Here is a 23,955-nt window from a genome sequence, read left to right as displayed (position 1 = left end):
TTTTCAATCATATGGTCTATTACTAGCTTGTATACGTATATTTAAATTAATAGGGAGACAGGTCCCTATGAACAAAGAAAAGGGGGACGCTACAGCTATGCGTTCATCGTTGATGAAAACGTTCATTTTGGCCTCGCTTTCGACTCTTTTAGCGGCCTCACTTATGATTTTTCCGAAAGAAGCCTTAGATGCTTCAATTCGAGGAATGGAAATGTGGTGGGATGTCGTATTCCCTTCATTGCTTCCATTTTTTATTGTTTCAGAGCTACTTATTGGCTTTGGTGTTGTTACTTTTATAGGGGCCTTGCTTGAGCCTTTAATGCGACCACTTTTTAGAGTTCCTGGTGTTGGAGGCTTTGTTTGGGCTATGGGGTTAGCTTCTGGTTTCCCAGCAGGAGCAAAATTAACGGCAAGATTAAGGCAAGAAAAGAAATTAACAAGAATTGAAGCTGAAAGACTTGTTTCTTTTACAAATTCTTCTAACCCTTTGTTTATTTTTGGTGCCATTGCTGTAGGTTTTTTTCACGATCCTACTTTAGGGATTGTTCTAGCATTAGCACATTACCTAGGAAATATATGTGTAGGGTTGTTTATGAGGTTTCACGGTCGCGACGAGGAAGCTTTTCAACCCCAAGAAAAAAAGAAAAGACCCTCTATTGTTGAGGCATTTCAACTATTACATCAAGAGCGAGTTCGTGACGGTCGTCCACTTGGTAAGTTACTTGGTGATGCTGTCCAGTCCTCTGTTAGGACTTTGTTAATGATCGGTGGATTTATTGTCTTATTTTCTGTCTTAAATAAAATCTTAAGTCTAATCGGATTTACAGCTCTTCTAGCAGCCTTTTTTTCGGTTGTACTAACTTTTTTCCAATTACCCAACGAGCTAAGCTTACCTTTAATCTCAGGACTTTTTGAGATTACGCTAGGCTCACAAATGTCGAGCGAATCAACGAGTACTAAATTAATCGAGCAGGTAATCATTACAAGCTTCATCCTTGGCTTTAGTGGGCTCTCAGTTCATGCACAAGTCGCGAGCATTTTAGCCGAAACTGACATTCGTTTTAAACCATTTTTTATAGCCCGCATTTGCCAAGGTTTTTTTGCAGCATTTTTTGCACTATTACTTTGGTTCCCTCTATATGAGAAGCAGCAAGAATCAATGAAACAATGGGGCGCCATTCCTGTGTTTTTACGTGAACACTCAAGTTCGCTTTTTCAGAAAAGTTGGTTCTTCCTAGTTCAATTTGGTTCATTATTTACATTATTCATGTTGATACTATCAATTAGCATCTGGACAAAGCGACAATTAAAATTGGAACAATAAGATACTTATAGGGTGTTCAACATTCATAAAGCTTGGACACCCTATTTCAATCATTATGAAAATTTAACGCGCAGGGCGTCCGCTACTTCCTCTGGGACTAAATCTGTTACGTCTGCGTGGTATTTTGCTACCTCTTTAACAATACTTGAACTTAAATACGAATAATGATTACTAGTCATCATAAAAAATGTTTCAACCTCTGGACCTAGCTTTTTATTAATCGAAGCAGCCTGCATCTCATATTCAAAATCAGATACTGCTCGTAATCCTCGAATGATCGTATGTGCTTGTTTCTCCTTCATATAATCAATTAAAAGGCCATTAAATGAATCAACTTCAACATTGGATAATTGCTTCGTTACTTGTTTTAATAAATCGACTCTTTCATCGATTGAAAATAGTGGTTGTTTATTTCGATTATGAAGAACAGCTACGATCACCTTATCAAAAACAGCTGCTCCACGAGAAATAATATCTAAATGTCCATACGTAACTGGGTCAAAGCTACCAGGGCAAACGGCAATTTTCATTATTATATCCTCCCTTTTTAGTTAAATCGAAAGATCGATACAGTTGTATCACCATAGGTTTCCACTCGAACTTTCTCCATATTACTTAGCATTTCTGGAAGTTCTACATTTGAACTATGTTCAGTCACAATAACCCCTTCCTTAGCTAATAAGCCATGATCCGCGATAATACTTATTTCGCTAACAATGTTTTGCTTTGCATAAGGTGGGTCAAGGAAGACATGTGTGAAAACAAGCTCTCTTTTGACTAGAGCCTTTAAAGCCCGAGCTGCATCATTTCGATAAACCTCTGCGCGCTCACTAAACCCACATAGATGTAAGTTTGTTTTGATTGTTTCGATGGCCTTTCGGTCCTGATCGATAAAAATGATCTTCTCTACTCCACGACTTAACGCTTCAATTCCTAATCCACCACTTCCACCATACAAATCCAGCCCCAGACCTCCTTCAAAATAAGGTCCGATTATATTAAAAATCGACTCTTTAACTTTGTCAGTCGTAGGTCTTGTCGATGAACCAGGTACAGCCTTTAGTGATAACCCCTTTTTTTCTCCTGAAATGACTCTCACATTTGCCACCTATCCTTATCATGAAATATCTACTATATCCTACCACAAAAACAAAATACTACGCATGCCTTTGATTTTCAGGTATTCCAACATTTATTTAGAAATCTTTATCAATATGTATAAATACCCAGCATTTTGTTCATACTTAGAACTAGCAACATTCATATAATGTTGCGACAACCGCGGAGAAGGCTTACGTTTCCCCATAAGTTCTTCCTCCGGTTTCTCCTCTCCCATAGCCTAGTACATACGGGATGTATGTGTATGGGCGCCTCGTAAGGTTATTCCTTACGAGGTTTTTTTTGCGATTTTTTATCATGAACTGTAATCACCTACTTTCTTTAACTCGACAAGTACCACCAATTCATGCTACATTCCAGTTATACTAGGAACTTAGAAAAAGGGTGTTAGCTATGATACAACGTTTTATTGAACTAGGTGAAGGGTATTCTGATATTTACGAATTAATCGAAATCGCAAAATCCAACAAAGATCGCATTCATAGGTTTTTACGATTGGATACAACAGTAGGAGAAAGAAAAATGACTTCAACAGCCGTTGTTTTAAACCCTGCAGCACCAGGTAATCTCATGCCTATCTATATTTGTCGGGAAGGAATCGTCAATCCGGATCAAAAAGCAAACCAACGCTATTCATTATTTTTGGATTGTGCAACAGATTGCGGGCAAACGATTCATCAACTAGAAATCAAGAACTCCCAAAAATTCGAAGAAAAGGATTTATTCTACCAGTATTTAATTGGTATCTTACGAATGAATCGCTTTATTCCTCCTCTATCATAATTTTTCAAGCTACTTTCTTTTTCGATCTAACTTAGGCACAAAAAAACCAGGTGAATCGCTCACCTGGTTATATCCCCATTTTATAATCATATTCTTTTGCCTTATCTGGTTTTGCATTTTGGAACTCCGTCTTAATAAAAGGGCGCATAGACGGTTTTACCTCGCGAACAAAATGAAAAGATTCCAATTTCCCAATCGTTTCGTCTATATGATCCTGATCACAATATAAAATGACATATTTCATTTTTTTAGAGGCATAATGCACATTACCGAAACGTCTAAGCTGACGAGCAAATTTTAGGGACGTCAACCATACAGCCAAACCTTGACGATTTGAACTTAACATATAAACGGTTCTCCTTTTTCCTTAACATTTTTTCTAAGTCTAGCACGATCTCATAAAACGAGCAATAGCTTCCATATCTAAAACCAAACTCAAGTAAGCGATAACAAAACTAGAAGCAGAACATCCTTAAAGGGAAGTCCTTTAAGGATGTTCTCTATTTACAGCCACAGCCTCCACCAGAGCTACAGCCTCCACTACAAGACATATTATCAAAAAACGGATTACCTGTTGGAACCTTTATCGTATCTGAAACGGAACGTGCAACAATTTCACTTATTTCATTTAACAACATTTCAAGCTCACGTTCAGCTTTTTTAAAAGCTGAAACAGTAGGTAAACTATCCATTTCTCGTTTTACTTGACGAATTTCAGTGGAAACTTTATCGTAATCGGGATGATACTTACCGAAGCGTTGTACCTCCTCGTAACGGTCCTTCATTTCATTAAAGCGTTGGATCAGCTGCTGCGCATGTTCATCTGCCTCTAACTGCTTCTTTGCCTTTTCATATCCCTGATAAACATCAGATGATAGAATGGCTTGACCGAGCTCAGTTGCTTCATCTAGTAGCTCAAATGTCGTCATCGTAGCAAGCATCAGCTAACACCTCCATCAGAATGATTATAACATGTCAGCGAAGGAAACACACCTATACAACACTTTTATTTTTTATCCGTACCTTTATACTTGCTTGAGTCAATTGTTCAAACTGTTCCATCTGTACTAAATCCTTCATGAGTTGAAATAAAGCTTCATCTTTCTTTTTTGCTTCAATCATCACATCGAGTAAAGATGTACTCCCTGCAATGTTTGATAAAAAATCGGCAAAAGTATGTGCATTAATAAACTCATGATGTCTCCGATCTAAACGTCCATCCTTTGGGCTAGAAACATGCATTTTTACTGGAAAAGGGCTATTATCCCATGTTGTTATGACTCGTTTCCATAATTCTTCAAGTTCAGTTGATTGTTGGTTGACATCATAGTGGTGGAGGTCAAATACAACGGGAATTCCTAGTTTTTCTCCTACGTAAAGCGTATCCTCAATTGTATAGTTTACATCATCATTTTCGATCATTATCATCCGTTGAATGGGCTTTGGAGTATCGGCAAAATTTGCGATAAACTGTTCTAATCCAGCTTCTTTTCCGTGCTTTTTCCCACCAATATGGATGACACAACGATGAGTTGTATCAATCCCCATCCCTTTAAGCAGCTTATAATGGTAAAGCAGCGTCTGTAGTGATTGAGTAAAAACCTTTTTTGAAGGGCTGTTTAATACAACAAAATGATTGGGATGAAAATCAATTCTCATCTTTTCATTTTTGACAAAGTCACCGAGTTCCTCTAATTCTAAACGAATGGCACGTTCATATTTCCACCCTGTCGTAAGAGGGTGATTAACTAACGGAACAAGCCTCGATGATAAACGAAAAAATGAAATATCATGAGCCTTATTATGTTTTAATAATCGGAGGCAGTTTTTTAAATTCGTTTTTGCGATTCTCTCTAATTTCAGAAGTCCTGCCTCCTTATTGGCAAGTTGTTCAAATTGCTTCGCTGTCATTGTCTGTGAAGGTGATGCATTCACTAAGTGCTCACTCATTGCAACGTACCCGAAACGTACATCCATCAGATTAGCTGTTGACATTGACTTTCTTCCTTCCTACGTCTATAATTCACTCGTTCATTCTATTTTGTCCAAGTAAAGAAGGTGCTACCATGAAACTCGTTACATTTAATCCATTCCGAACAATTGGAATGCCGAATTTAAAATATGTAAAGCCTGAGCACATGTTTGAGGAAAGAGAGAAGATAATGGAGGCAGATATTTGTCTATTCCCTGAAAACTGGCAAGTAAATGCACTTGTATATGGCATGAAAAAACAAATCTTCCCAAGTATTCAATCAATTCAGCTAGGCTTTAATAAAATTGAAGTAACACGTGCGCTGTGGAGCGTATGCCCAGAGAATGTTCCACGAACCCTTATTCTCGGTCGGAATCATGATAATATTGACCGAGTGTTTCGAGAATTTCCATTTCCATTTGTAGCAAAGGAAATACGAAACTCAATGGGTAAGGGGGTTTTCCTAATCGAAAATCATCAGCAATTCAATGAATACACTGAAAATAATCCTTACTTTTATGTCCAGGAGTATTTACCGATTGAACGCGATTTACGGGTGTGTGTAATTGGTGATGACGTTGTTTCAGCGTATTGGCGAATTAATGACCAAAATACGTTCCGAACAAATGTGGCTCAGGGCGGCCGAATTTCATTTGACGACATACCACAAAAAGCCCTAGAGCTTGTTAAAGAAGTAGCCCAAGCTCTAGGGATCAATCATGCAGGCTTTGATGTCGTTGTAGTAGGAGACAAATTTTACTTTTTAGAATTTAACATTTTATTTGGGAATCAGGGATTTCAACAACTTGGTATTTCAGCTGAAGCTAAAATAATCAACTATTTGCAGCAGGCTTTTCAGGAATCGAAATCGTAAACGTTTCTTCTAAATCGTATGGAGTTTTATCATTTTTCGCTACTTCTATTTTAATTTCATGATTCCCTGTAGGAAGTCCTTTAATAATAAATGCAGGCCGAAAAATGGAGTCAACATGTTTATTATTGATATACAGTCGGATATGCCCTTCACCATCTTTATGGGCATGTCCGACTTTTTCTTTTGTAAACGTAAACGGATGAATTAAACACTCAATATAAACGTCCCCGTCCCGAATTTCATGATTTACTGTCATTGTACGATCTTTTTCTCCAGCAACAACATTAATTACGCCCATACTTTGTAGCGGTACAATTTCAATTTGTTCCCTTAATGGCACTTCTGCATAGCCAATATTCGTCGAAAACGCGATCAGTATCGTTAATACAACGAGGAGTTTTTTCACCTATATCCCTCTTTCTAAGCTCTTTTTGACTGTTAGTATGTGTGGTCAAAAAAATCATTATACATAAGGTACTGCTATTTAAAAAGGAGTTCAAAGAAAATGGGCCAGCTTTAGCTGACTTTCAACTAATGAGCTGACCCCTCGTTTTGATTGAAATTTGTTTGCTGTAGCATTTCCATTAACATCATTACTAGCCCTAAATTATTTTGTACTTTTTCCACACGCTGTGGGAGCGTACGACCATAAAAATAATTTGCTTCCTTTTCCAAATTAGATAACTCGCCGGGATTTCTACTTAATTTACGATACCAGATAGGGTGTAACCTTATATATTGTCTTAATTCCGGCTTCTGTTCTAAAAATCTTTGAACCTCTACTCTCATTAGGCTTCCCTCCTCTAATCTCGTCTGAAAGAAAATGGGTCTGAATCTTGTTGATGATTCTGTTTGTCGGAAGTTGGACGTTGGAAAGACTGCATCACCTGTTGAATGTTTGCTAATACTGAGCTAAATTGAGAGAGATGGGCTTGTAAATCCTGAACATTCATTTGTTTAAGAACGTTAAAAAGTTGACCAAAGGTTTCATTTAGACCTTTAGAATTCCCTTCTTCTGAATCTGATTCACTCTCTGGCTGTTCTACGCTTTTAGTTTCTGACTCACTGTTTAATTTGTATTGCTCCCATTGCTCATGCTCTGGTCCTAGTACTGACCACTCTTCGAAAAACTCTTGTAAAGACTTTTTCTGGTTTGACACTTCCTTCATAATTAAAGGGTGTTGATGAACAAATTCTTTAAATTGCTTAACAGAAGGATGTAAGTTTTCCTTTTGTACCATCTTACGCACCCTCCCCTTCCTTTACATTCTTACTATAGTCTACAAAGACGCCCAGTCCGTTGTTCGCCCATTTTTAAAAATTTTGATGTTTTTTTATCGAGTACATTCAAAACTGCATCTAATCAGAAAAACACTTGGATATCCAAGTGTTTTAGCGTTAAATACTTATTAAATATTCCAATTATGGTTGCCACGGTGTCATAAAGTTTTGCGTATAATAATCTCTATACACTCCAACACCCAAATGTGTAAATTCCTCATGAAGAAGATTAACACGGTGACCCTCACTATTTAACCAACCTTCTACCGCTGCAAGTCCATCTACATATTTAGCTGCAATGTTTTCACCAGCTAACTTAAAAGGGACATCTCCTTGAACGAATCGGTCCGATAATTTCCCCTTCGTAGGAGAAGTGTGGGAAAAATAATCATCATCACTCATATCCTTACTATGGGCAAAAGCAACTTCCGCAACTTCTTCTTCCCATTCAAAAGGTTCAAGTTGATGCTTTTTTCTAATAATATTTGTTAATTCAAAAATTTGTTTTTCATTGCCTGCTTCGATCTTTTTCCACTCTTCTTCACTAAATTCTTTTAATTCCGGAAGTGTTCCACGGTAAGAGATAGAATACGGTCTCTGGTTAATCAAAACCTCTTCATTCATTAAACGCATGCTCATTAATTCTTCAGTATACGTATCAAAATATAGCTGAACCCAGTTTTCGCCATCTTTCGTAAGAGGTCTCATTCGTAAATCATCTTCTGTCAGCTCAAATTTGTAAGTTCCATGTCCAGCTTTAACAGTTACTTCTTGTTGAAAGTTTAGTGTTTCCTGCAAATTTTCATAGGTTTCTCCCAAAACTGAATTTTTCTCAAATCCTCTTCCAGAAAGATAGACCGTTACTACTTTATCATCTTCAATACCAACTTGAAAGAATGTTTCATTAGATAAATGATAGATCCACCACTCATATCCATACGCAGAAAGGTCGATTCGTACAGGCTCTCCATATTCTTTTAAAATATCTTGACTTTCTTCGCCAATTAAATCACCTTCTTCAAGTCTTTGTACAATGTTCTCTTCTTCTCTTTTCGTTTCTGGCACGCTTGCCATTACCTCTTCATTTTGCAATTCCGCTACCTCAACTTCAATCCTTTCATCACTCGTTTGATTAAACCATTTTTTCACTTTATCTTCGAAAAAAAATTCAAATAGTGAAACAGATAAAAACAACACTAAAAAAGCCGCAAGAACGATTCTTCTTTTCATGTCTTCGCCTCTTTCCTTATGTTCTTACAAAACTATTTCGCAATGAAAGATAGCTTTTCCTTTCACTAACTATGTAACCTTCTGTCACTGCTTAAATGAAGGTGTCGAAAGGTTCTATTGTGTTTTAAAATTTCTACATACAGGAAACAAATAAGAAAATTTTACTTTGTCATAATGTCGTTGTTAAACTAAAACAGTTTTCATAGAACCTCCTTGTCTTTAAAGATCCTTTTCATAAAAAAGGTGTACCGATAATAACTAGAGCGGTACACCGAGATAGCTGTTATTCTTTTTTATGGTCGTCTAAACATTTGCGTCCAATAATGTCTTCCATTGCCTCCTTGAGCATAGCCTACACCAATTTCAGTAATATCTTGACTTAAAATATTCCTTCGATGCCCCTCACTATTCATCCAGTCACGGATTACCTGTTCAGGCGTCTGTTGTCCCATTGCGATATTTTCAGCAGCGTTTCGATAATTAACACCAAAATTACGCATCATATCAAATGGAGAGCCATATGTAGGAGAAGTATGTGAAAAATAATTCTTATCCCTCATATCTGCTGACTTGAAACGAGCTACACGGGCTAGTTCCCAATTTGCACGAAGCGGCGACAACCCATTTTTTGCTCGTTCTTGATTCGTTAAGGTGACCACTTGCTGTTCTAATCTTTTAACATTATCTGAAAGTGGAATGGTTATCTTTTGATTAGGATAAATTAAATTAGGGTTTTGAATATGAGGATTTGCTTCAATAATCTCAGACAATCCAACCTGATAGCGAACAGCAATTTTCCACATCGTGTCACCTGGAGCTACTGTATGAGTCGTCGTCGTTTGAGCTTGAACAAAGGCAGGTAGCGTTAATACAACTATAAGTACCATCGATTTTACTAATGTTTTCAATTCTGTTCCTCCTAACGTCATCTATTCGTAAATAGTTTGGCCTTATTTGATTAAATCTTGCAAAAAACTGCAAAAAAAACAGAAAAGAATGGTTTGCCATAAAACATTCACCATTAATTCGTTGCAAGTGAAAGCTTTTCATACTATCATTAGTAGAGGAAAATGTTTGTTGAAATAAGGAGGGTTCCTGGTGAAATTTGACCACATTGAGATTGCAGATAAAGAATTGAGATTTGAAACACTACGCCATGCCGCTGAATCAATTGGTTTGGTTCATGCTGGACAGTGGGACTACCAGCGCGTAACTTTTGACTATAAAATGGTCATAAAAGATGATGTGTATTACCTTCGTGTTCCTGCCTATGCAGTTGAGGGTGAGATTCCACATGATGACGCTATTGTAAAACTGATGACACCTATTTTAGGAAAACACTATTATCCTCATGGTGTTGAATATGAGGGCGAAACATTTCCTAAAGCGATTGTCGATAAGTCCAATAAAAAATTAGAACTATTAAAAACTAATTTAGAAGCATAATAAAACCTAGGGCTATTTTTAGCCCTAGGTTTTATTGCTTTTTAATCGTTACAATTCGGAACGATTGAGTATCCTTTTCAATCAATTCAAAACGGACAAAACGTTCTTCCGTTTTCATATGATTATTATCGTCTAATTCCACACTCTCATTTGCATCGGCAAACCATTGACCATCTTCCGTTTTAAATACATTTTTAACCTCAAAATGCAGTAACCTTTTTTTCACTTTATCTCGTTGTAAATCACTAACATAACGTCTTAAAGAATGATAAAAGCTATTATTGGTAATTAAATAAGATTCCAATTCGTTAAAATCGCCACTATTTACTGCTTCAACCATTGTCATCTTGTAATCCGTAACAAAATTAGAAACTAGTGTTGCCTCTTCATCAGAAACCTCTAGTAAAGCTTTCGGCTCATTATTACAACTTACCAACAGCACCATCGTTATTCCCAAAAAAAGCAGCCATATCGTTTTTTTCATCTGATTACTCCCATCATGTCTCCTTCGACGATTATATCATAAACCGATACCTGATCATTCTAGAAAAAATGTGAACAATCTTAGTAATTTCAATCGTTTTGCCTGTTCAATCTATGTTGTTTCATACTATAATAAAAAGAGCTTCTAATGTAGTAGAGAGGGGTTTCAAATTGGCAGCTTTTTTTACCAAACGTTCTATTGTGCTCGTAATAACCATTCTTATTTTTCTAGTAGCAGCCTATTTTATCTTACCAGTGTCTCTTCCATTAATCGCTGCTTTGGTTACAGCACTGATTTTATCTCCGGCTGTAAACACACTGCACCGAAAAGGGAAAATGAAAAGAAACATTGCTGTTATGATTGTCTTTACCATCTTCGTCTGTTTCATTGGACTAAGTGGTTATTTTATAACAACAAAAGCCATTACACAAGGAACCGATGTTGTTGAAAACTTTCCACAATATATAAATGATTTAAATCGGGCTTGGCTGAACTTTCAACGTGACCTTGAAGAAAAATACGAAACGTTACCACCAGAAGTAGTACAAGAAATTAATCTTCAAGTAACAAGAGCGTTAAACGAGTTACGTTCAACGATTAGTGACCGAAATCTAATAACGGACGTCACCTCTGTCATTTCAAGTATACCTGGTTATTTAGTAACGTTTATTGTCTACCTTATTGCACTCTTTTTATTTATGCTTGAATTACCTAGAATAAAAGAGAAAATATATGCTTACCTATCCGAAAGAACAAAAGACAAGGTAAACTTTATGACATCTCGGCTTTCTTACGTTGTATGGGGCTTTTTTAAAGCTCAATTTTTAGTTAGTATTATCATCTTCATTGTTTCATTAGTTGGTTTATTAATCATAGCTCCTGAAGTTGCGCTCTTAATGGCATTTATCATTTGGCTCGTCGACTTTATTCCACTTATCGGTTCAATTGTCATTTTAGCACCTTGGGCGATTTTTCAGTTAATAGCCGGTAATGTCGGGACAGGAACACAGCTTCTGATCCTGGCCGCTGTATTACTTATAATAAGAAGAACAGTGGAACCTAAAGTTATGGGCCATCATATTGGATTATCACCTTTGGCTACACTTATTGCTATGTACTTAGGATTAATGTTCTTTGGGGTAATGGGCTTTATTATTGGACCACTTATCGTTATCGCCTTTACCTCAGCTAAAGAAGCAGGGATTATAAAAATGAATTTCAAAATATAAATAGAAAAACAATTATCGTATAATGTAAAAATGCTAAAAAAAGCAAGTTGAGTTTTGAACTCAACTTGCTTTTTCTTTTAATAGTATGGAGAAATCATAATGTATACGAGTACACCCGTTAAACTCACATATAACCATATCGGCATTGTCCAACGCGCTATTTTGCGATGTCTCTCTAATTCCATGTTCCAAGCACGAGTAACAGACGTTAGTGCAAGTGGTACGATAATAGCTGCTAAAATAATATGTGTAATTAAAATAAAGTAATAAATTCCTGCCATAATACCCGTTCCACCATAAGGTGTCGATTCAGATAAAAAGTGGTGCCCTACATACGTAACTAAAAACAAAGTTGTCGTTGTAAATGCAGCATAAATAAAACGACGATGCATGGTTATTTTTCTATTTACAATTGCAATCAAAGCAGCTAGTAAAAATAGAAAAGTAAAACTATTTAAAATCGCATTTAAAAGCGGAAGAATCTTAACATCAAAAGCATTAAAGTTCTCCACGGGTGGCAAGCCAGAAAGAATAAATACAAGACCATTAATGACAATGGTTACAATAATAATAAATGGTTTATAATTTCTCTTTTTACGAGAAGTTTGTAAAACATCCTGTTCACTTTGTCTCAAAATAGATACAGCTCCTTTCTACTTCTTCTATTATAACAATGACGTAACTAAAACACGCCCATTTGCTTTTACAAAATCATGAACAAATCTTAAAATCTTAAAAGTAAAGATCTTAAAAAAGTTCTCGCTGACAGCCAGCGAGAACTTCGTCTATCATTAATATTTTACTACTCCAACAAGCAACATAAGAGCTGCAATTGTAGGAACTGTAACAAAAATCCCAGAGATCATAAAGGCAGTTGCCCAACCATGATCCTTATCCTTAAGATGCATAAAAAATACTAACTGCATGATAAATTGAATCACAGCTAAAATTAACACAAATGGTACACCAAACGAACGTGGGACAAGGTCACTACCAATTGCTAAAAATGCGAGAATTGTAAGGAAAATCATCAGAGCAAACACAATAATTTGCTTTTTGATTTCTTTTTTCATTTGACGTCTTTCTTCAGGTGTCATCGCACTTTTTTCAAATGGTTGGCTTAAATTATCAGCCATGTGTTCCACCTCCAACTCCTAATAGGTAAACAACAGTAAAGATGAATACCCAAACTACGTCAATAAAGTGCCAATAAAGACTGAAAAGGTAAAACTTAGGCGCATTTGTCAATGTAATTCCTGTTTTGGCATAACGGAAAAGTAAAACAACAATCCAAGCAATACCAAACGTTACGTGGGCACCATGCAATCCGACTAAAGAATAGAAGGATGATGCAAATGCACTTGTGGAGAATCCAAGTCCCTCATGATTCACATACACATAAAACTCGTAAATTTCTAAGCCAAGGAAGCCTAGTCCGAGAAGAACGGTAACAATCATCCAACCGATTAAGCTTTTGAAGTTGTTTTTCTTCATCGCAAACATCGCAAGAACACTTGTTAAACTACTTGTTAACAGCAGCATCGTCATAATAAAAACTAAATCCAAATGAAATAGATCTTGTGACGCTGGACCATCAGCTGTACCATTACGTAAGCTTAGGAATGTTCCGAAAAACGTCGCAAATAATATTGTTTCACCACCAAGGAAGAACCAGAAACCGAGAAATTTATTTTTAGCTTCCAGAGTCGCTCTCTCAGGATGAGACGGCAAACCTTTTGAAGTATCAATTGTTCCGGCCATAATCTAGTTTCCTCCTTTCTTAAGGTCTTTCTTCACTTGCTCAACTGGAATATGATAACCATGGTCTTCCTTCACAGATCGAACAAACATCGATCCAAATGTAATGATAAAACCAATCACCATTACTACCCAGCCATTCATAATTGGATTATCCATTTCCGTCATAATAAGTCCGAAGGCAGCGAAAAACAAACCAACTGACATAATTAAAGGTAAAATTGAACCGTTTGGCATATGAATATCCGCTAGTGGTTCAGCCGGCTTCATTGTACCATCACCATGAACTTTCTCATAGAATAATGGGTCTAATGAACGAACTTGCGGTGTTTGAGCAAAGTTGTATTCAGGTACTGGTGTAGGAACTGCCCACTCAAGTGTACGAGCATCCCATGGGTCAGCAACCGTTACTCGCTCACCTTTAACTGCTGAGTAAATAATATTGATTACTAATATAATAACCCCAGCAGACATGAAGAATGTACCAATTGTACTAATAAAGTTAAATGTATCTAAGCCTTGATTCGCTAAGTATGTGAACACACGACGTGGCATTCCCATTAAACCAAGTAAATGCTGAATGAAGAATGTTAAGTGGAAACCGATATAGAAAGTCCAGAAAAATATCTTTCCTAACGTTTCATTTAGTTTGTGACCAAACATCTTCGGATACCAATAAAATAATCCAGCAAATAATGCAAGTACGATACCACCAACAATAATATAGTGGAAGTGAGCCACGACAAAATAAGTATCATGGTACAAATAATCAACTGGAGCCATTGCTAACATAACCCCTGTTACCCCACCTAATACGAATGTTGGTACGAATGAAGATGCAAAAAGCATTGCAGTGTTAAATGTAATTTTCCCTCCCCACATAGTGAAGAGCCAGTTAAAGATTTTAATACCTGTCGGAACTGCAATTGTCATTGTCGCAATTGCAAAAATTGAGTTAGCGACTGGACCCATACCAACTGTAAACATATGGTGAGCCCATACCATGAATCCTAAGAAAGCAATAATCATCGTAGCAAATACCATCGCAGTATATCCAAAGAGACGCTTTCTAGAAAACGCTGGTATAACTTCAGAAATGATACCAAAAGCAGGTAATACTAGAATATAAACTTCTGGGTGACCAAAAATCCAGAAAATATGTTGCCATAATACTACGTTACCACCCATGTTTGGAATGAAAAACTGACCATCAAACATGCGATCTAGCATTAGTAATGCAAGACCAGCTGCAAGTGGGGTAAACGCAAATAAAATAAGTGTTGATGTAATAAATGATGTCCAAACAAATAGTGGTAGACGCATCATTGTCATTCCTGGTGCACGCATGTTTACGATCGTAACTAAGAAGTTAATCGCTGAAATAAGCGTACCGATACCAGCAACCTGTAAACCTAAAACGTAAAAATCAAGGCCAAGCCCTGCATAGTCACGGCTAGATAATGGAACGTACGCAGTCCAACCTGCATCAGGTCCACCACCGAAGAACCAACTTAAACTAAGTAAAAATCCACCAGATAAGAAAATCCAGAACCCTAATGCGTTTACAAAAGGAAACGCTACGTCACGAGCACCAATTTGTAGTGGAATAACAAAGTTCATAAACGCAAATAGTAATGGGGTGGCTGCTAAAAATAACATAATCGTACCATGCATTGTAATGAATTCATTAAATGTTTGACCACTTAAGAAATTCATTTCAGGATACATAAGCTGGATACGCATAAATAATGCCATAATCCCAGCTTTTACGAAGAAAAGCGCCCCCGCAATTAAATACATAATTCCGAGCTTTTTATGGTCAACGGTTGTTAACCAATCCCAGATGACACTTTTTTCTTTTTTGTGTGTAGCCAATGGGTTTACCTCCTTCTAATCAATTTCTCCCCTATTCTCTAACTTTTAGTGATTGTAAATAGGCAATAAGTGCATCCATATCTTCTTCACTAATTTGAGGGAATGCTGGCATTTTATTTCCTTGCTTTAATTCTTGAGGATTTCGAATCCAAGCCTCAATATGTTCTGCATCATTTTCTAAATACCCAGCAATAACAGAACGATCACCAAAATTAGTGAAAACTGGACCAGCAGCAGAGCCAGTTCCGCCAACAGCATGACAGCCAATACAGCCGTTTTCTTCAAATACTTGATAACCTTGTGCTAATACTGGGTCTGTTGGAGCTTCTACTTCCTCTTGCATGCTTGCAACCCATGCATCATATTCAGGACGTTCTAAAGCAATTAGTTTAAAGTCCATTAGAGCATGTGACGCACCACATAATTCAGCACACTTACCTTTGTAAGTACCAGGTTCATCAGCTTCTAACCATAGATGATTAGTGATACCAGGTACAGTGTCAACTTTACCACCAAGAGCTGGTACCCAGAATGAGTGCAATACATCTTGTGCATGAAGTTCAAAAATAACTTTCTCACCTACTGGTATGTATACTTCTTGACCAGCAGTAAATCCTTCGTTTTCGTAATCAAACTGCCACCAGAACTGATGACCAGTCACCTTAATATAGACTGTGTCTTCTCCTACCTCAGGATCTGGCTCCTTATCTGCCAACATAAATTGACCTGTAATTGTTGGGACAGCTAAGATTGCAAGTAAAATAATAGGAATTACAGTCCAAGTGATTTCAAGAACCGTACTTCCGTGTACTTGCTTAGGAATTTCATCATCACCAGGCTTACGGCGATATTTTGCAAGAATGATGAAAAAGATAGCAAATACGACAATTGATACAAGAGCCATTACATAAAGGGATAAAAGCATATTATCCAATAACCATGCTGATTGTGGCCCTTTTGGATCAAGAGTAGTTAAGTTTTCTTCTCCCAAACATCCCGTCAGAAATAATAGGAGTAAGGAAAATGGTAGAAAACGCCATGCAGTTTTCCAAAGTTTCATCTGACAATCCAACCTCACTTTCATCCATAAGTTTCAACTTCAATTAAATATATTTATAATCATTGAACCTCTAACCCTATTCGAATTAAATATGAACAATGACCATAAGAACAAAGAGAATCGTTAAATAATTTAACGAATAAACAAACATCAAGCGAGCCCATTTAATATCGTCTTTCATTTTAAAGCCTGCAAGTCCTAGAACGAGCCAACCTACTCCAAGAATAGCTGCTACAACAGTATAGACGATTCCAAACGGATAAAGCATTAACGAAACGGGTAGTAATGCTGCAACATAGACAACAATTTGTCGTTTCGTCATCTCAAACCCAGCAACAACCGGTAACATTGGGATACCAGCTGCACGGTATTCTTCAACACGCTTCATAGCAAGTGCTAAGAAATGCGGCGGCTGCCAAAAAAACATAATAAAAAACAACAACCAAGCAAACGAATGAAGTCCCCCATCAATTGCTGCCCAACCGATAAGTGGAGGAACAGCACCAGAAAAACTTCCAACAATCGTGTTTAGAGAAGTTGTTCGCTTTGTCCACATTGTATAAAGAACTACGTATATAAAGAGACCAATGAGTCCGATTACAGCAGCTGTAGCAGTTGTCAAAGCAAGAAATACCATACCTAGTGCTGACTGTAGAAGTCCAACTGTTAAAATATGCTTACCGGAAAATCGTCCTGTTACAGATGGTCGGTCCTTCGTACGTTCCATGATAGGATCAATATCTCTATCAATAAAATTGTTAAGGGTACATCCACCAGCCATCACAAGCGCTGCCCCGATTAAAGCAAAAAACATCGTATAAAGATGTGACCCAATACTTGAACCTGTATATACTGCCGCCAAATAAATACCAGCAAAGGTCGTAATTAAATTCGATGTGACAATTCCTTGTTTTGCTAAAACAAGGTAGTCTTTCCACGATTTTTCCTGAACAACCGAAACTGATGAATCTGGACCAGTTTTTATTACCTCTGACGCATTTAGCGCTGTATTGGTCTTATTCATCAATCTTCACCCCCCTTGTAGAATTAACCAAGACCAAACATTTCTACAAAAATCAATTAGGTGTGATCTAGCTCACCTAAGATCAGTCACGATCACATTATATCTCAAAATCTACTTTGTTTCATCAAAATCCTGAGTTTCACATTATCTTCACATTTATAACTATCCATAAATAATTCACGTTTAACAAATTGACTTTTCGAACATTTGTTTTTATGATCAGATGTAAGATTGATTCGTTAAATCCTCTGCTAACTCTAGCACATATCAAAATAAATTAATATGAGATTATAAAAAAAGTCGATTTTTCTGCGAGTAGGAATGTCGCTTTTCTATGGTGTAAATTAGAAATTACGTTATTCTACTATTATATATAAGGAAAACCGTAATTAATTTTAGTCATTTTTATAGAAGGAATGGTGACAACCATGCATAAACGATTAAAACTATTTAGTATTTTAACATCGATTGGTTTAACAATCGTCCTATTACAAGGTGCTTTAGTAACAAAAACCGGGTCAGGAGAAGGCTGTGGTGCAACATGGCCACTTTGCTTTGGTGAAGTAATTCCTGCGAACCCCGCAATTGAGACGATAATTGAATATAGCCATCGAATTGTTTCTGGACTAGTTGGCGTTTTAGTAATAATCCTAGCCATTTGGGCATGGCGACAACTTTCTCATGTTAGAGAAGCTCGTCTCATGTCGATTTTAGCTGTATTCCTTATTATTTTTCAAGGTTTACTAGGTGCAGGTGCCGTTGTATTCGGTCAATCAAAAGCTATTTTAGCTTTACACTTTGGAATTTCCGCTATGTCACTTGCTTCAGTTCTCTTACTAATGATCCTTGCTTTTGAAGATGGACGTCAACTCAAGGTTACACCAATCGTCTCAACAAGATTTAAATATTATTTCCTGTTTGTGATTACCTATTGTTACGCCGTTATTTATTCTGGTGCCTATGTTAAACATACTCAAGCGACTCTTGCATGTTCTGGTTTTCCAACATGCAATGGCCAACTATTTCCTGAAATGGCCGGTCCAATCGGCGTTCACTACTTTCACAGAATTGTTGCGACGCTCCTTTTGCTGCTACTATTAGTTCTTGTTATTTGGGTATTACGTAAGTATAAGCATGAAAAAGTTCTAGTTTGGGCAAGTGTTCTATCTTTAATTTTTGTTCTCATTCAATTTACAAGCGGAATCCTCGTTGTCTTTACAGAAAATTCGCTACAAGTTGGCCTTTTGCATGCTCTTATTATTTCATTGTTATTCTCAACACTTTGTTACATCGGAATGATTTTGACAAGAAGTCGTTAGAAAAAAATGACAGCCGAAACGCTGTCATTTTTTTATTACAGTTCTTTCCTATTTTTATTATTTTAAACCTCTTTATTGAACATCCTTCAAATTAAGACATTTCAATTAGGAGGTCACCTGTTTGAATCGCGTCCCCATCCTTTACAAATACATTTTTTACTTCGCCATCGAATGATGCCTGAACTGTCGTTTCCATTTTCATTGCTTCTGTAATCATTAAATGATCACCCTTTTTTACTATATCACCTTTAGCGACAAGCGTTTTGATAACGGTTCCTGGCATCGATGCCCCAATTTGTTTCGGATTATCTTTATCAACCTTTGGTCTTTGAATAGACGTTGTTTCTACATTCATATCTTTTATTATCACTTCACGTGGCTGACCATTAAGTTCAAAATAAACGATTCTCGTTCCATCTTCCTGAGGTTTTGACAAAGAAATGAGCTTAACGATTAACGTTTTACCTTTTTCAATTTCAACTTCAATTTCCTCTCCAAGACGAAGACCATAGAAAAAGGTTGGTGTATCAAGGACTGATACATCTCCAAATTGTTTACGGAATTGTTCAAATTCCATATAAACCTTTGGATATAGAGCATAGGATAGCATATCATGACTTGTCACTTGTCTTTCAAGCTTTTCAAACAGTTGTTCTTTTATTTCATGGAAGTCGACTGGCTCCATCGATTCACCAGGTCTTCCTTCTAGTGGTTGTTTACCTTTTAATACTATTTGTTGAAGCTTTTGAGGGAATCCTTGATACGGCTTACCTAGATGCCCCTGGAAAAACTCAACTACCGAATCTGGAAAATCAAGGCTCTCACCTTTTTCATAAATGTCTTCTTCACTCAAGTTATTTTGAACCATATACAAAGCCATGTCCCCAACTACTTTTGAAGATGGGGTCACTTTAACAACATCACCAAACATATCATTAACGGTCCTATACATTTTCTTGACTTCATTCCAACGATCTGTAAGTCCAACTGCTTTCGCTTGTTGCTGAAGATTACTATATTGTCCACCGGGCATTTCATGCTCATATACTTCAGAATGAGGTGCATTCATGCCACTTTCAAAGCCTGCATAATAGGTTCTTGTTACTTCCCAAAAGTTTGCTAGCTGTTCTAAAGCTTCAATATTTAAATTGGGTTGTCGGTTTAAACCTGTTAAAGCATAATATAAACTATTTGCACTAGGTTGTGATGTTAATCCAGCCATTGAACTCACTGCCACATCAACAATATCTACTCCTGCCTCGATCGCTCGTGCATAAGTAAAGATACCGTTCCCACTCGTGTCATGAGTATGAAGGTGGATAGGAATATCTATACTCTCCTTCAATTCAGAAATCAATCGATACGCTGCTTCTGGTTTTAATAAGCCAGCCATGTCTTTAATGCCGAGTATATGTGCCCCTGATTGTTCTAACTCTTTCGCTAGATTTTTATAGTAAGTTAAATCATATTTCGATCTAGAAGCATCTAAAATATCCCCCGTATAACACATCGATGCTTCAGCTATTTTTCCACTTTTTCTTACAGAGTCAATGGCTAGAGTCATGCCTTCTACCCAGTTTAAACTATCAAAGATTCTAAAAACATCAATACCCGCATCCGCTGACTTCTCAACGAACTCCTCAATTACATTATCCGGATAATTTTTATAACCTACTGCATTAGAGGCACGTAATAACATTTGAAATAACACATTAGGTGCTTTCTTTCTTAAAGTTAATAACCGCTCCCATGGGTCTTCATGTAAAAATCGCATCGTTACATCAAAAGTAGCGCCCCCCCACATTTCCATTGAAAACAGATTCGGGAGGAGTCTTGCTGTTGGCTCGGCAATTTTCTTTAAATCATGAGTACGAATTCTTGTTGCCAATAATGATTGATGGGCATCACGGAAAGTCGTATCCGTTAATAGTACTTCCTTTTGCTCTTTAACCCATTTTGCCAATCCTTCAGGTCCACGTTCATCAAGAATTTGCTTTGTCCCGTTAGGAATCGGGTCTGTATATTTAACTCTTGGAACAGGCGGCTGTTCAAAGATTGGTTTTTTTGCTTGTTCCAGTCCTGGGTAACCATTTACAATGGTTTCACCAATAAATGAAAGAAGTTTCGTTCCTCTGTCTTTACGTTTCGGAAAAACAAAGAGCTCAGGTGATTGGTCGATAAATGATGTATTATATTCACCCGATAAAAATTTCGGATGCTGAACAACATTTTCTAAAAAAGCGATATTTGTTTTTATTCCACGGATACGAAATTCTCGTAAATTGCGAAGCATTTTTGCTGCAGCACTATCAAATGTTAACGCCCATGTCGAAACCTTCACAAGTAACGAGTCATAATATGGTGTAATCACGGAACCTTGAAAACCATTCCCCGCATCTAGCCGAACACCAAAACCGCCGCCTGATCGATAAGCATTAATTCTACCTGTGTCTGGCAGGAACCCATTACTAGGGTCCTCTGTCGTTACCCGTGATTGAATAGCATAGCCATTACACATGATGTCTTCTTGCTTCGGAATTCCAAGTTTTTTTCCATGCAATTCTTCTCCATCCGCTATGAAAATTTGCGATTGGACAATATCAATACCTGTAACCATTTCAGTAATCGTATGCTCTACTTGAACACGTGGATTTACTTCAATAAAATAAAATGCCCCATCTTCAGTAGCTAAAAATTCAACAGTCCCTGCGTTCACATAGTTAACGTTTTTAGCTAGTTTAACAGCGGCTTCATTTATTTCAGCTCGGACTTCTTCTGTCAAAGAAACACTTGGTGCTACCTCAACAACTTTTTGATGGCGACGTTGTACAGAGCAATCACGCTCATATAAATGTACGATGTTTCCATGCTTATCTGCTAATATTTGAACTTCGATATGCTTCGGATTTTCAATAAATTTCTCAACATAAACTTCATCATTACCAAAAGCTGATTTCGCTTCAGATTTTGCACGATTATAAGACTCTTGTAGCTCACTAGCAGACTTTACGATTCGCATCCCACGTCCACCACCTCCTAAAGAGGCTTTAATTATAAACGGATAGCCATGCTTTGCAGCAAAATCCTCAACCTCTTGGAGACTCTCGACAGGCCCATCACTCCCTGGAATAACTGGGAGCCCTGCTTTAATTGCTTGTTCGCGAGCTTGTACCTTATCACCAAACATATTTAAATGTTCAAGCTCAGGTCCGATAAAAATAATTCCTTCCTCTTGGCATCTTCTTGCAAATTCAATATTTTCAGATAAAAAACCGTATCCAGGATGAATGGCATCAACTTCGTGTAACTTTGCTACTTCAATAATACCTTCAATATCCAAATACGCTTCGATTGGTTTTTTTCCTTCACCGACAAGGTAGGCTTCATCCGCCTTATACCGATGATAAGCTCCTGAATCTTCTTTCGAATAGATGGCAACTGTCCGAATATGCAATTCCGTACAAGCACGGAAAATACGAATGGCAATTTCACCACGGTTAGCGACTAATACCTTTTGAATCTTATGTAAGTCGTTCATACAAGACCTCCTATATTATGTATTATGTCCCTTTGGCATGTCATCATTTACTAATATTTTTTAAATGTGACATACTAATTAAAAACTTGTTATTAGTATAGTGAATAATCGCCACAGATTGCAATGAATTTTTTTATAAGATAAGAAAATTTAAGATAATCCTAAAACTTTCATAAAAAAACCAAGCTATGTTTACATAGCTTGGTTTTTTATTTGCGCATTGACGCATCATGTAAATCAGCAAGCTTTCGTTCAAGTTCACTTAAAAGCTGCTTCCCTTTTTCTTCCTCTACTAAATTAAGGCGGATGGCAAAGTCTATTTCTCGCGACAAACCAAACATTTGTGTATCCAATACCTCTTCGTAGAGGGGGCACTGTGGCATGGTTAAATTATCCATCTGCACTTCAATCAATTGACGGATTTTCTCCGCATCGGATTTCAGAAGGGCATATGCTTTTTCATTATGTCCTGTCACCATCTCTGTTGACATGTTGTCCCCTCCTAACTTCTAAATATCCTTATATTAATAGTATCTTCTTAGCTAGAAAAATGCAATATGTTTCATTAGAACTTTACTACCTGTTTTTTCAAAACAATCAAAATTAAAAAATACTTAAACGATAACGAGCGGATATGGCTTCTAACAACTTCATGCCAGCCACACTGTTTCCCTTTTCATCTAATGCAGGTCCATATATCCCAATCCCCATCCCATTTGGTACCGCACCTACGATCCCTCCTGAGACACCACTTTTTGCTGGAATCCCCACCTTTATAGCAAATTCACCTGAAGCATTATACATTCCACAAGTGACCATAAACGTTTTTACAATTCGGGCAATATAAGGATTCATTATTTCTTCCTCCTGGTTCATAGCAGCACCGTCAGTTGCAAGAGCATAGCCAATTTTAGCTAAATCATGGCAGTCAACTTCAATTGCACATTGCTTTGTGTAAAAATCTAACAAATCCTCAACATTGCCTGTTATAACCCCATGCTGTTTCATAAAATACACGAGAGATCGGTTTAAATCAGCTGTTTCAAACTCCGACTTTGCTACCTCGGAATTATACGTAATACTGTCATTTCCACTCAGCCTTCTGACAAAGTTTAATAAACGTTCAAGCTTTTCCTCTGTAGATGCTCCTTTAATTAAATGACTTACAGCTAATGCACCAGCATTGATCATTGGATTAAGTGGTTTTGAAGGCGCATGAGATTCAAGCTTTATTATAGAATTAAATGGGTCGCCAGTTGGTTCCATTCCCACTTTTGAAAACACGAGTTCCCCTCCATGATCCATTAATGCTAAAGCTAATGTCAACACCTTTGAAATGCTTTGTAATGTAAATCGTTCATTACTTTGGCCAGCTGAAAAGCATGTATCATTTCCATTAAAAATAGCAACCGCTAACGTACTTGAATTAGCATCCGCAAGTGCCGGTATATAATCAGCAACTTTTCCTTGATTCGTAAAGCCTTTTACTTCCTCAATCATTTCCTTTAATTCATTTTTATACTGACATAACATCCTTCTCCCACCTTTTCCTACTAGTATTAATAGCCTTTCCAAATGACAAATCCCCTATAAAACTTTATACTTCTTGTAGACACTGTTCTTTTATGGATAGATTTAC

General features: G+C 37.1%; 26 protein-coding genes. 6 read left to right on the top strand and 20 right to left on the bottom strand.

The genetic code is table 11. The annotated features are described in order from the left end of the window. The first annotated feature begins 97 nt into the window (after positions 1 to 97). On the top strand, positions 98 to 1,324 hold the full coding sequence (ylbJ, locus tag B1R93_RS16110; RefSeq protein WP_088105658.1) for a sporulation integral membrane protein YlbJ: 1,227 nt from the start codon (positions 98 to 100) through the stop codon (positions 1,322 to 1,324). Positions 1,325 to 1,377: 53 nt separating this feature from the next. Here ylbJ and coaD read toward each other — a convergent pair whose 3' ends face one another. Continuing rightward, positions 1,378 to 1,854, bottom strand: coding sequence for a pantetheine-phosphate adenylyltransferase (coaD, locus tag B1R93_RS16105; RefSeq protein ID WP_088104985.1), 477 nt, complete (start codon positions 1,852 to 1,854; stop codon positions 1,378 to 1,380). 17 nt (positions 1,855 to 1,871) lie between these two features. Next, entirely contained in the window at positions 1,872 to 2,423 is a 552-nt protein-coding gene (rsmD, locus tag B1R93_RS16100; protein WP_088104984.1) for a 16S rRNA (guanine(966)-N(2))-methyltransferase RsmD, read from the bottom strand. Between the two features lie 413 nt (positions 2,424 to 2,836). Between rsmD and B1R93_RS16095 the strand changes: the two genes are divergently transcribed. Next, positions 2,837 to 3,226, top strand: a complete 390-nt coding sequence (locus tag B1R93_RS16095; RefSeq protein WP_088104983.1) for a DUF7147 family protein — start codon at positions 2,837 to 2,839, stop codon at positions 3,224 to 3,226. A 67-nt stretch (positions 3,227 to 3,293) separates the two neighbouring features. Here B1R93_RS16095 and B1R93_RS16090 read toward each other — a convergent pair whose 3' ends face one another. The 3 genes from B1R93_RS16090 to uvsE all read right to left on the bottom strand — a co-directional run bounded on the left by B1R93_RS16090 (position 3,294) and on the right by uvsE (position 5,203). Continuing rightward, positions 3,294 to 3,572 carry a YlbG family protein gene (locus B1R93_RS16090; RefSeq protein WP_088104982.1) on the bottom strand — a complete coding sequence of 93 codons (279 nt, stop codon included), beginning with the start codon at positions 3,570 to 3,572 and terminating at the stop codon, positions 3,294 to 3,296. A 154-nt stretch (positions 3,573 to 3,726) separates the two neighbouring features. Further along, entirely contained in the window at positions 3,727 to 4,167 is a 441-nt protein-coding gene (locus B1R93_RS16085) for a YlbF/YmcA family competence regulator (protein ID WP_088104981.1), read from the bottom strand. A gap of 52 nt (positions 4,168 to 4,219) precedes the next feature. Further along, positions 4,220 to 5,203, bottom strand: coding sequence for a UV DNA damage repair endonuclease UvsE (gene uvsE, locus B1R93_RS16080; protein WP_088105657.1), 984 nt, complete (start codon positions 5,201 to 5,203; stop codon positions 4,220 to 4,222). Between the two features lie 89 nt (positions 5,204 to 5,292). Here uvsE and B1R93_RS16075 point away from each other — a divergent pair, with 89 nt between their 5' ends. Next, the gene (locus tag B1R93_RS16075) at positions 5,293 to 6,072 is read left to right on the top strand and encodes an ATP-grasp domain-containing protein (protein WP_088104980.1); all 780 of its coding nucleotides are present in this window, start codon (positions 5,293 to 5,295) and stop codon (positions 6,070 to 6,072) included. On the opposite strand, the gene B1R93_RS16070 is transcribed toward B1R93_RS16075, so the two are convergent. The 5 genes from B1R93_RS16070 to safA form a co-directional block, all read right to left on the bottom strand. Further along, positions 6,032 to 6,478, bottom strand: coding sequence for a hypothetical protein (locus B1R93_RS16070; RefSeq protein ID WP_088104979.1), 447 nt, complete (start codon positions 6,476 to 6,478; stop codon positions 6,032 to 6,034). The genes B1R93_RS16075 and B1R93_RS16070 overlap by 41 nt on opposite strands. Before the next feature lie 125 nt (positions 6,479 to 6,603). Further along, positions 6,604 to 6,861: a YlbE-like family protein gene (locus tag B1R93_RS16065; RefSeq protein ID WP_088104978.1), complete on the bottom strand. Its 258-nt coding sequence runs from the start codon at positions 6,859 to 6,861 to the stop codon at positions 6,604 to 6,606. A 14-nt stretch (positions 6,862 to 6,875) separates the two neighbouring features. Further along, positions 6,876 to 7,313 (bottom strand): spore coat protein YlbD, encoded by a 438-nt coding sequence (ylbD, locus tag B1R93_RS16060; protein WP_088104977.1) that lies wholly within the window; start codon positions 7,311 to 7,313, stop codon positions 6,876 to 6,878. Positions 7,314 to 7,494: 181 nt separating this feature from the next. Beyond that, entirely contained in the window at positions 7,495 to 8,583 is a 1,089-nt protein-coding gene (locus B1R93_RS16055) for a CAP domain-containing protein (protein WP_165763856.1), read from the bottom strand. 293 nt (positions 8,584 to 8,876) lie between these two features. After that, positions 8,877 to 9,491 carry a SafA/ExsA family spore coat assembly protein gene (gene safA / locus B1R93_RS16050; RefSeq protein WP_425348967.1) on the bottom strand — a complete coding sequence of 205 codons (615 nt, stop codon included), beginning with the start codon at positions 9,489 to 9,491 and terminating at the stop codon, positions 8,877 to 8,879. Positions 9,492 to 9,681: 190 nt separating this feature from the next. Here safA and B1R93_RS16045 point away from each other — a divergent pair, with 190 nt between their 5' ends. Then, complete coding sequence (locus B1R93_RS16045; protein ID WP_088104976.1) at positions 9,682 to 10,029, top strand: YugN family protein; 348 nt, start codon at positions 9,682 to 9,684, stop codon at positions 10,027 to 10,029. A gap of 31 nt (positions 10,030 to 10,060) precedes the next feature. Here the strand turns inward: B1R93_RS16045 and B1R93_RS16040 are convergent, their stop codons facing one another. Beyond that, positions 10,061 to 10,513, bottom strand: coding sequence for a TcaA NTF2-like domain-containing protein (locus B1R93_RS16040; protein ID WP_088104975.1), 453 nt, complete (start codon positions 10,511 to 10,513; stop codon positions 10,061 to 10,063). A 170-nt stretch (positions 10,514 to 10,683) separates the two neighbouring features. Between B1R93_RS16040 and ytvI the strand changes: the two genes are divergently transcribed. Next, positions 10,684 to 11,742: a sporulation integral membrane protein YtvI gene (ytvI, locus tag B1R93_RS16035; RefSeq protein WP_088104974.1), complete on the top strand. Its 1,059-nt coding sequence runs from the start codon at positions 10,684 to 10,686 to the stop codon at positions 11,740 to 11,742. 77 nt (positions 11,743 to 11,819) lie between these two features. On the opposite strand, the gene B1R93_RS16030 is transcribed toward ytvI, so the two are convergent. The 6 genes from B1R93_RS16030 to cyoE all read right to left on the bottom strand — a co-directional run bounded on the left by B1R93_RS16030 (position 11,820) and on the right by cyoE (position 17,459). Next, positions 11,820 to 12,377, bottom strand: coding sequence for a DUF420 domain-containing protein (locus B1R93_RS16030; RefSeq protein ID WP_088104973.1), 558 nt, complete (start codon positions 12,375 to 12,377; stop codon positions 11,820 to 11,822). A gap of 156 nt (positions 12,378 to 12,533) precedes the next feature. Further along, positions 12,534 to 12,878, bottom strand: a complete 345-nt coding sequence (locus tag B1R93_RS16025; RefSeq protein ID WP_088104972.1) for a cytochrome C oxidase subunit IV family protein — start codon at positions 12,876 to 12,878, stop codon at positions 12,534 to 12,536. Beyond that, positions 12,871 to 13,503, bottom strand: coding sequence for a cytochrome c oxidase subunit 3 (locus B1R93_RS16020; RefSeq protein ID WP_088104971.1), 633 nt, complete (start codon positions 13,501 to 13,503; stop codon positions 12,871 to 12,873). The genes B1R93_RS16025 and B1R93_RS16020 overlap by 8 nt, the downstream gene beginning before the upstream one ends. A 3-nt stretch (positions 13,504 to 13,506) precedes the next feature. Next, positions 13,507 to 15,375, bottom strand: coding sequence for a cytochrome c oxidase subunit I (gene ctaD, locus B1R93_RS16015; RefSeq protein WP_088104970.1), 1,869 nt, complete (start codon positions 15,373 to 15,375; stop codon positions 13,507 to 13,509). A gap of 31 nt (positions 15,376 to 15,406) precedes the next feature. Further along, positions 15,407 to 16,435 carry a cytochrome c oxidase subunit II gene (coxB, locus tag B1R93_RS16010; RefSeq protein WP_088104969.1) on the bottom strand — a complete coding sequence of 343 codons (1,029 nt, stop codon included), beginning with the start codon at positions 16,433 to 16,435 and terminating at the stop codon, positions 15,407 to 15,409. A gap of 85 nt (positions 16,436 to 16,520) precedes the next feature. Continuing rightward, positions 16,521 to 17,459, bottom strand: a complete 939-nt coding sequence (cyoE, locus tag B1R93_RS16005; RefSeq protein WP_088104968.1) for a heme o synthase — start codon at positions 17,457 to 17,459, stop codon at positions 16,521 to 16,523. Between the two features lie 428 nt (positions 17,460 to 17,887). Here cyoE and B1R93_RS16000 point away from each other — a divergent pair, with 428 nt between their 5' ends. Continuing rightward, positions 17,888 to 18,778 (top strand): COX15/CtaA family protein, encoded by an 891-nt coding sequence (locus B1R93_RS16000; protein WP_088104967.1) that lies wholly within the window; start codon positions 17,888 to 17,890, stop codon positions 18,776 to 18,778. A 91-nt stretch (positions 18,779 to 18,869) separates the two neighbouring features. Here the strand turns inward: B1R93_RS16000 and pyc are convergent, their stop codons facing one another. From pyc to glsA, 3 genes are all read right to left on the bottom strand, one after another. Continuing rightward, positions 18,870 to 22,316 (bottom strand): pyruvate carboxylase, encoded by a 3,447-nt coding sequence (gene pyc, locus B1R93_RS15995; protein ID WP_088104966.1) that lies wholly within the window; start codon positions 22,314 to 22,316, stop codon positions 18,870 to 18,872. Between the two features lie 209 nt (positions 22,317 to 22,525). Continuing rightward, on the bottom strand, positions 22,526 to 22,807 hold the full coding sequence (locus B1R93_RS15990) for an Fpa/YlaN family protein (RefSeq protein ID WP_088104965.1): 282 nt from the start codon (positions 22,805 to 22,807) through the stop codon (positions 22,526 to 22,528). A 112-nt stretch (positions 22,808 to 22,919) separates the two neighbouring features. Continuing rightward, the gene (gene glsA, locus B1R93_RS15985) at positions 22,920 to 23,849 is read right to left on the bottom strand and encodes a glutaminase A (RefSeq protein WP_088104964.1); all 930 of its coding nucleotides are present in this window, start codon (positions 23,847 to 23,849) and stop codon (positions 22,920 to 22,922) included. Positions 23,850 to 23,955 lie beyond the last annotated feature (106 nt).

Source organism: Halalkalibacter urbisdiaboli (assembly GCF_002156385.1).
Taxonomy (GTDB): domain Bacteria; phylum Bacillota; class Bacilli; order Bacillales; family Bacillaceae_D; genus Halalkalibacter_A; species Halalkalibacter_A urbisdiaboli.
This window is presented reverse-complemented; position numbering and strand designations above follow the sequence as displayed.

Coding starts and splice junctions, on each gene's coding strand:
- glsA (WP_088104964.1), bottom strand. CDS start 23,849: ATGTTATGTCAGTATAAAAATGAATTAAAGGAAATGATTGAGGAAGTA.
- B1R93_RS16000 (WP_088104967.1), top strand. CDS start 17,888: ATGCATAAACGATTAAAACTATTTAGTATTTTAACATCGATTGGTTTA.
- ylbJ (WP_088105658.1), top strand. CDS start 98: ATGCGTTCATCGTTGATGAAAACGTTCATTTTGGCCTCGCTTTCGACT.
- B1R93_RS16095 (WP_088104983.1), top strand. CDS start 2,837: ATGATACAACGTTTTATTGAACTAGGTGAAGGGTATTCTGATATTTAC.
- ylbD (WP_088104977.1), bottom strand. CDS start 7,313: ATGGTACAAAAGGAAAACTTACATCCTTCTGTTAAGCAATTTAAAGAA.
- cyoE (WP_088104968.1), bottom strand. CDS start 17,459: ATGAATAAGACCAATACAGCGCTAAATGCGTCAGAGGTAATAAAAACT.
- pyc (WP_088104966.1), bottom strand. CDS start 22,316: ATGAACGACTTACATAAGATTCAAAAGGTATTAGTCGCTAACCGTGGT.
- B1R93_RS16065 (WP_088104978.1), bottom strand. CDS start 6,861: ATGAGAGTAGAGGTTCAAAGATTTTTAGAACAGAAGCCGGAATTAAGA.
- B1R93_RS16040 (WP_088104975.1), bottom strand. CDS start 10,513: ATGAAAAAAACGATATGGCTGCTTTTTTTGGGAATAACGATGGTGCTG.
- coaD (WP_088104985.1), bottom strand. CDS start 1,854: ATGAAAATTGCCGTTTGCCCTGGTAGCTTTGACCCAGTTACGTATGGA.
- B1R93_RS15990 (WP_088104965.1), bottom strand. CDS start 22,807: ATGTCAACAGAGATGGTGACAGGACATAATGAAAAAGCATATGCCCTT.
- B1R93_RS16085 (WP_088104981.1), bottom strand. CDS start 4,167: ATGCTTGCTACGATGACGACATTTGAGCTACTAGATGAAGCAACTGAG.
- uvsE (WP_088105657.1), bottom strand. CDS start 5,203: ATGGATGTACGTTTCGGGTACGTTGCAATGAGTGAGCACTTAGTGAAT.
- coxB (WP_088104969.1), bottom strand. CDS start 16,435: ATGAAACTTTGGAAAACTGCATGGCGTTTTCTACCATTTTCCTTACTC.
- B1R93_RS16025 (WP_088104972.1), bottom strand. CDS start 12,878: ATGGCTGATAATTTAAGCCAACCATTTGAAAAAAGTGCGATGACACCT.
- B1R93_RS16090 (WP_088104982.1), bottom strand. CDS start 3,572: ATGTTAAGTTCAAATCGTCAAGGTTTGGCTGTATGGTTGACGTCCCTA.
- B1R93_RS16075 (WP_088104980.1), top strand. CDS start 5,293: ATGAAACTCGTTACATTTAATCCATTCCGAACAATTGGAATGCCGAAT.
- B1R93_RS16020 (WP_088104971.1), bottom strand. CDS start 13,503: ATGGCCGGAACAATTGATACTTCAAAAGGTTTGCCGTCTCATCCTGAG.
- B1R93_RS16055 (WP_165763856.1), bottom strand. CDS start 8,583: ATGAAAAGAAGAATCGTTCTTGCGGCTTTTTTAGTGTTGTTTTTATCT.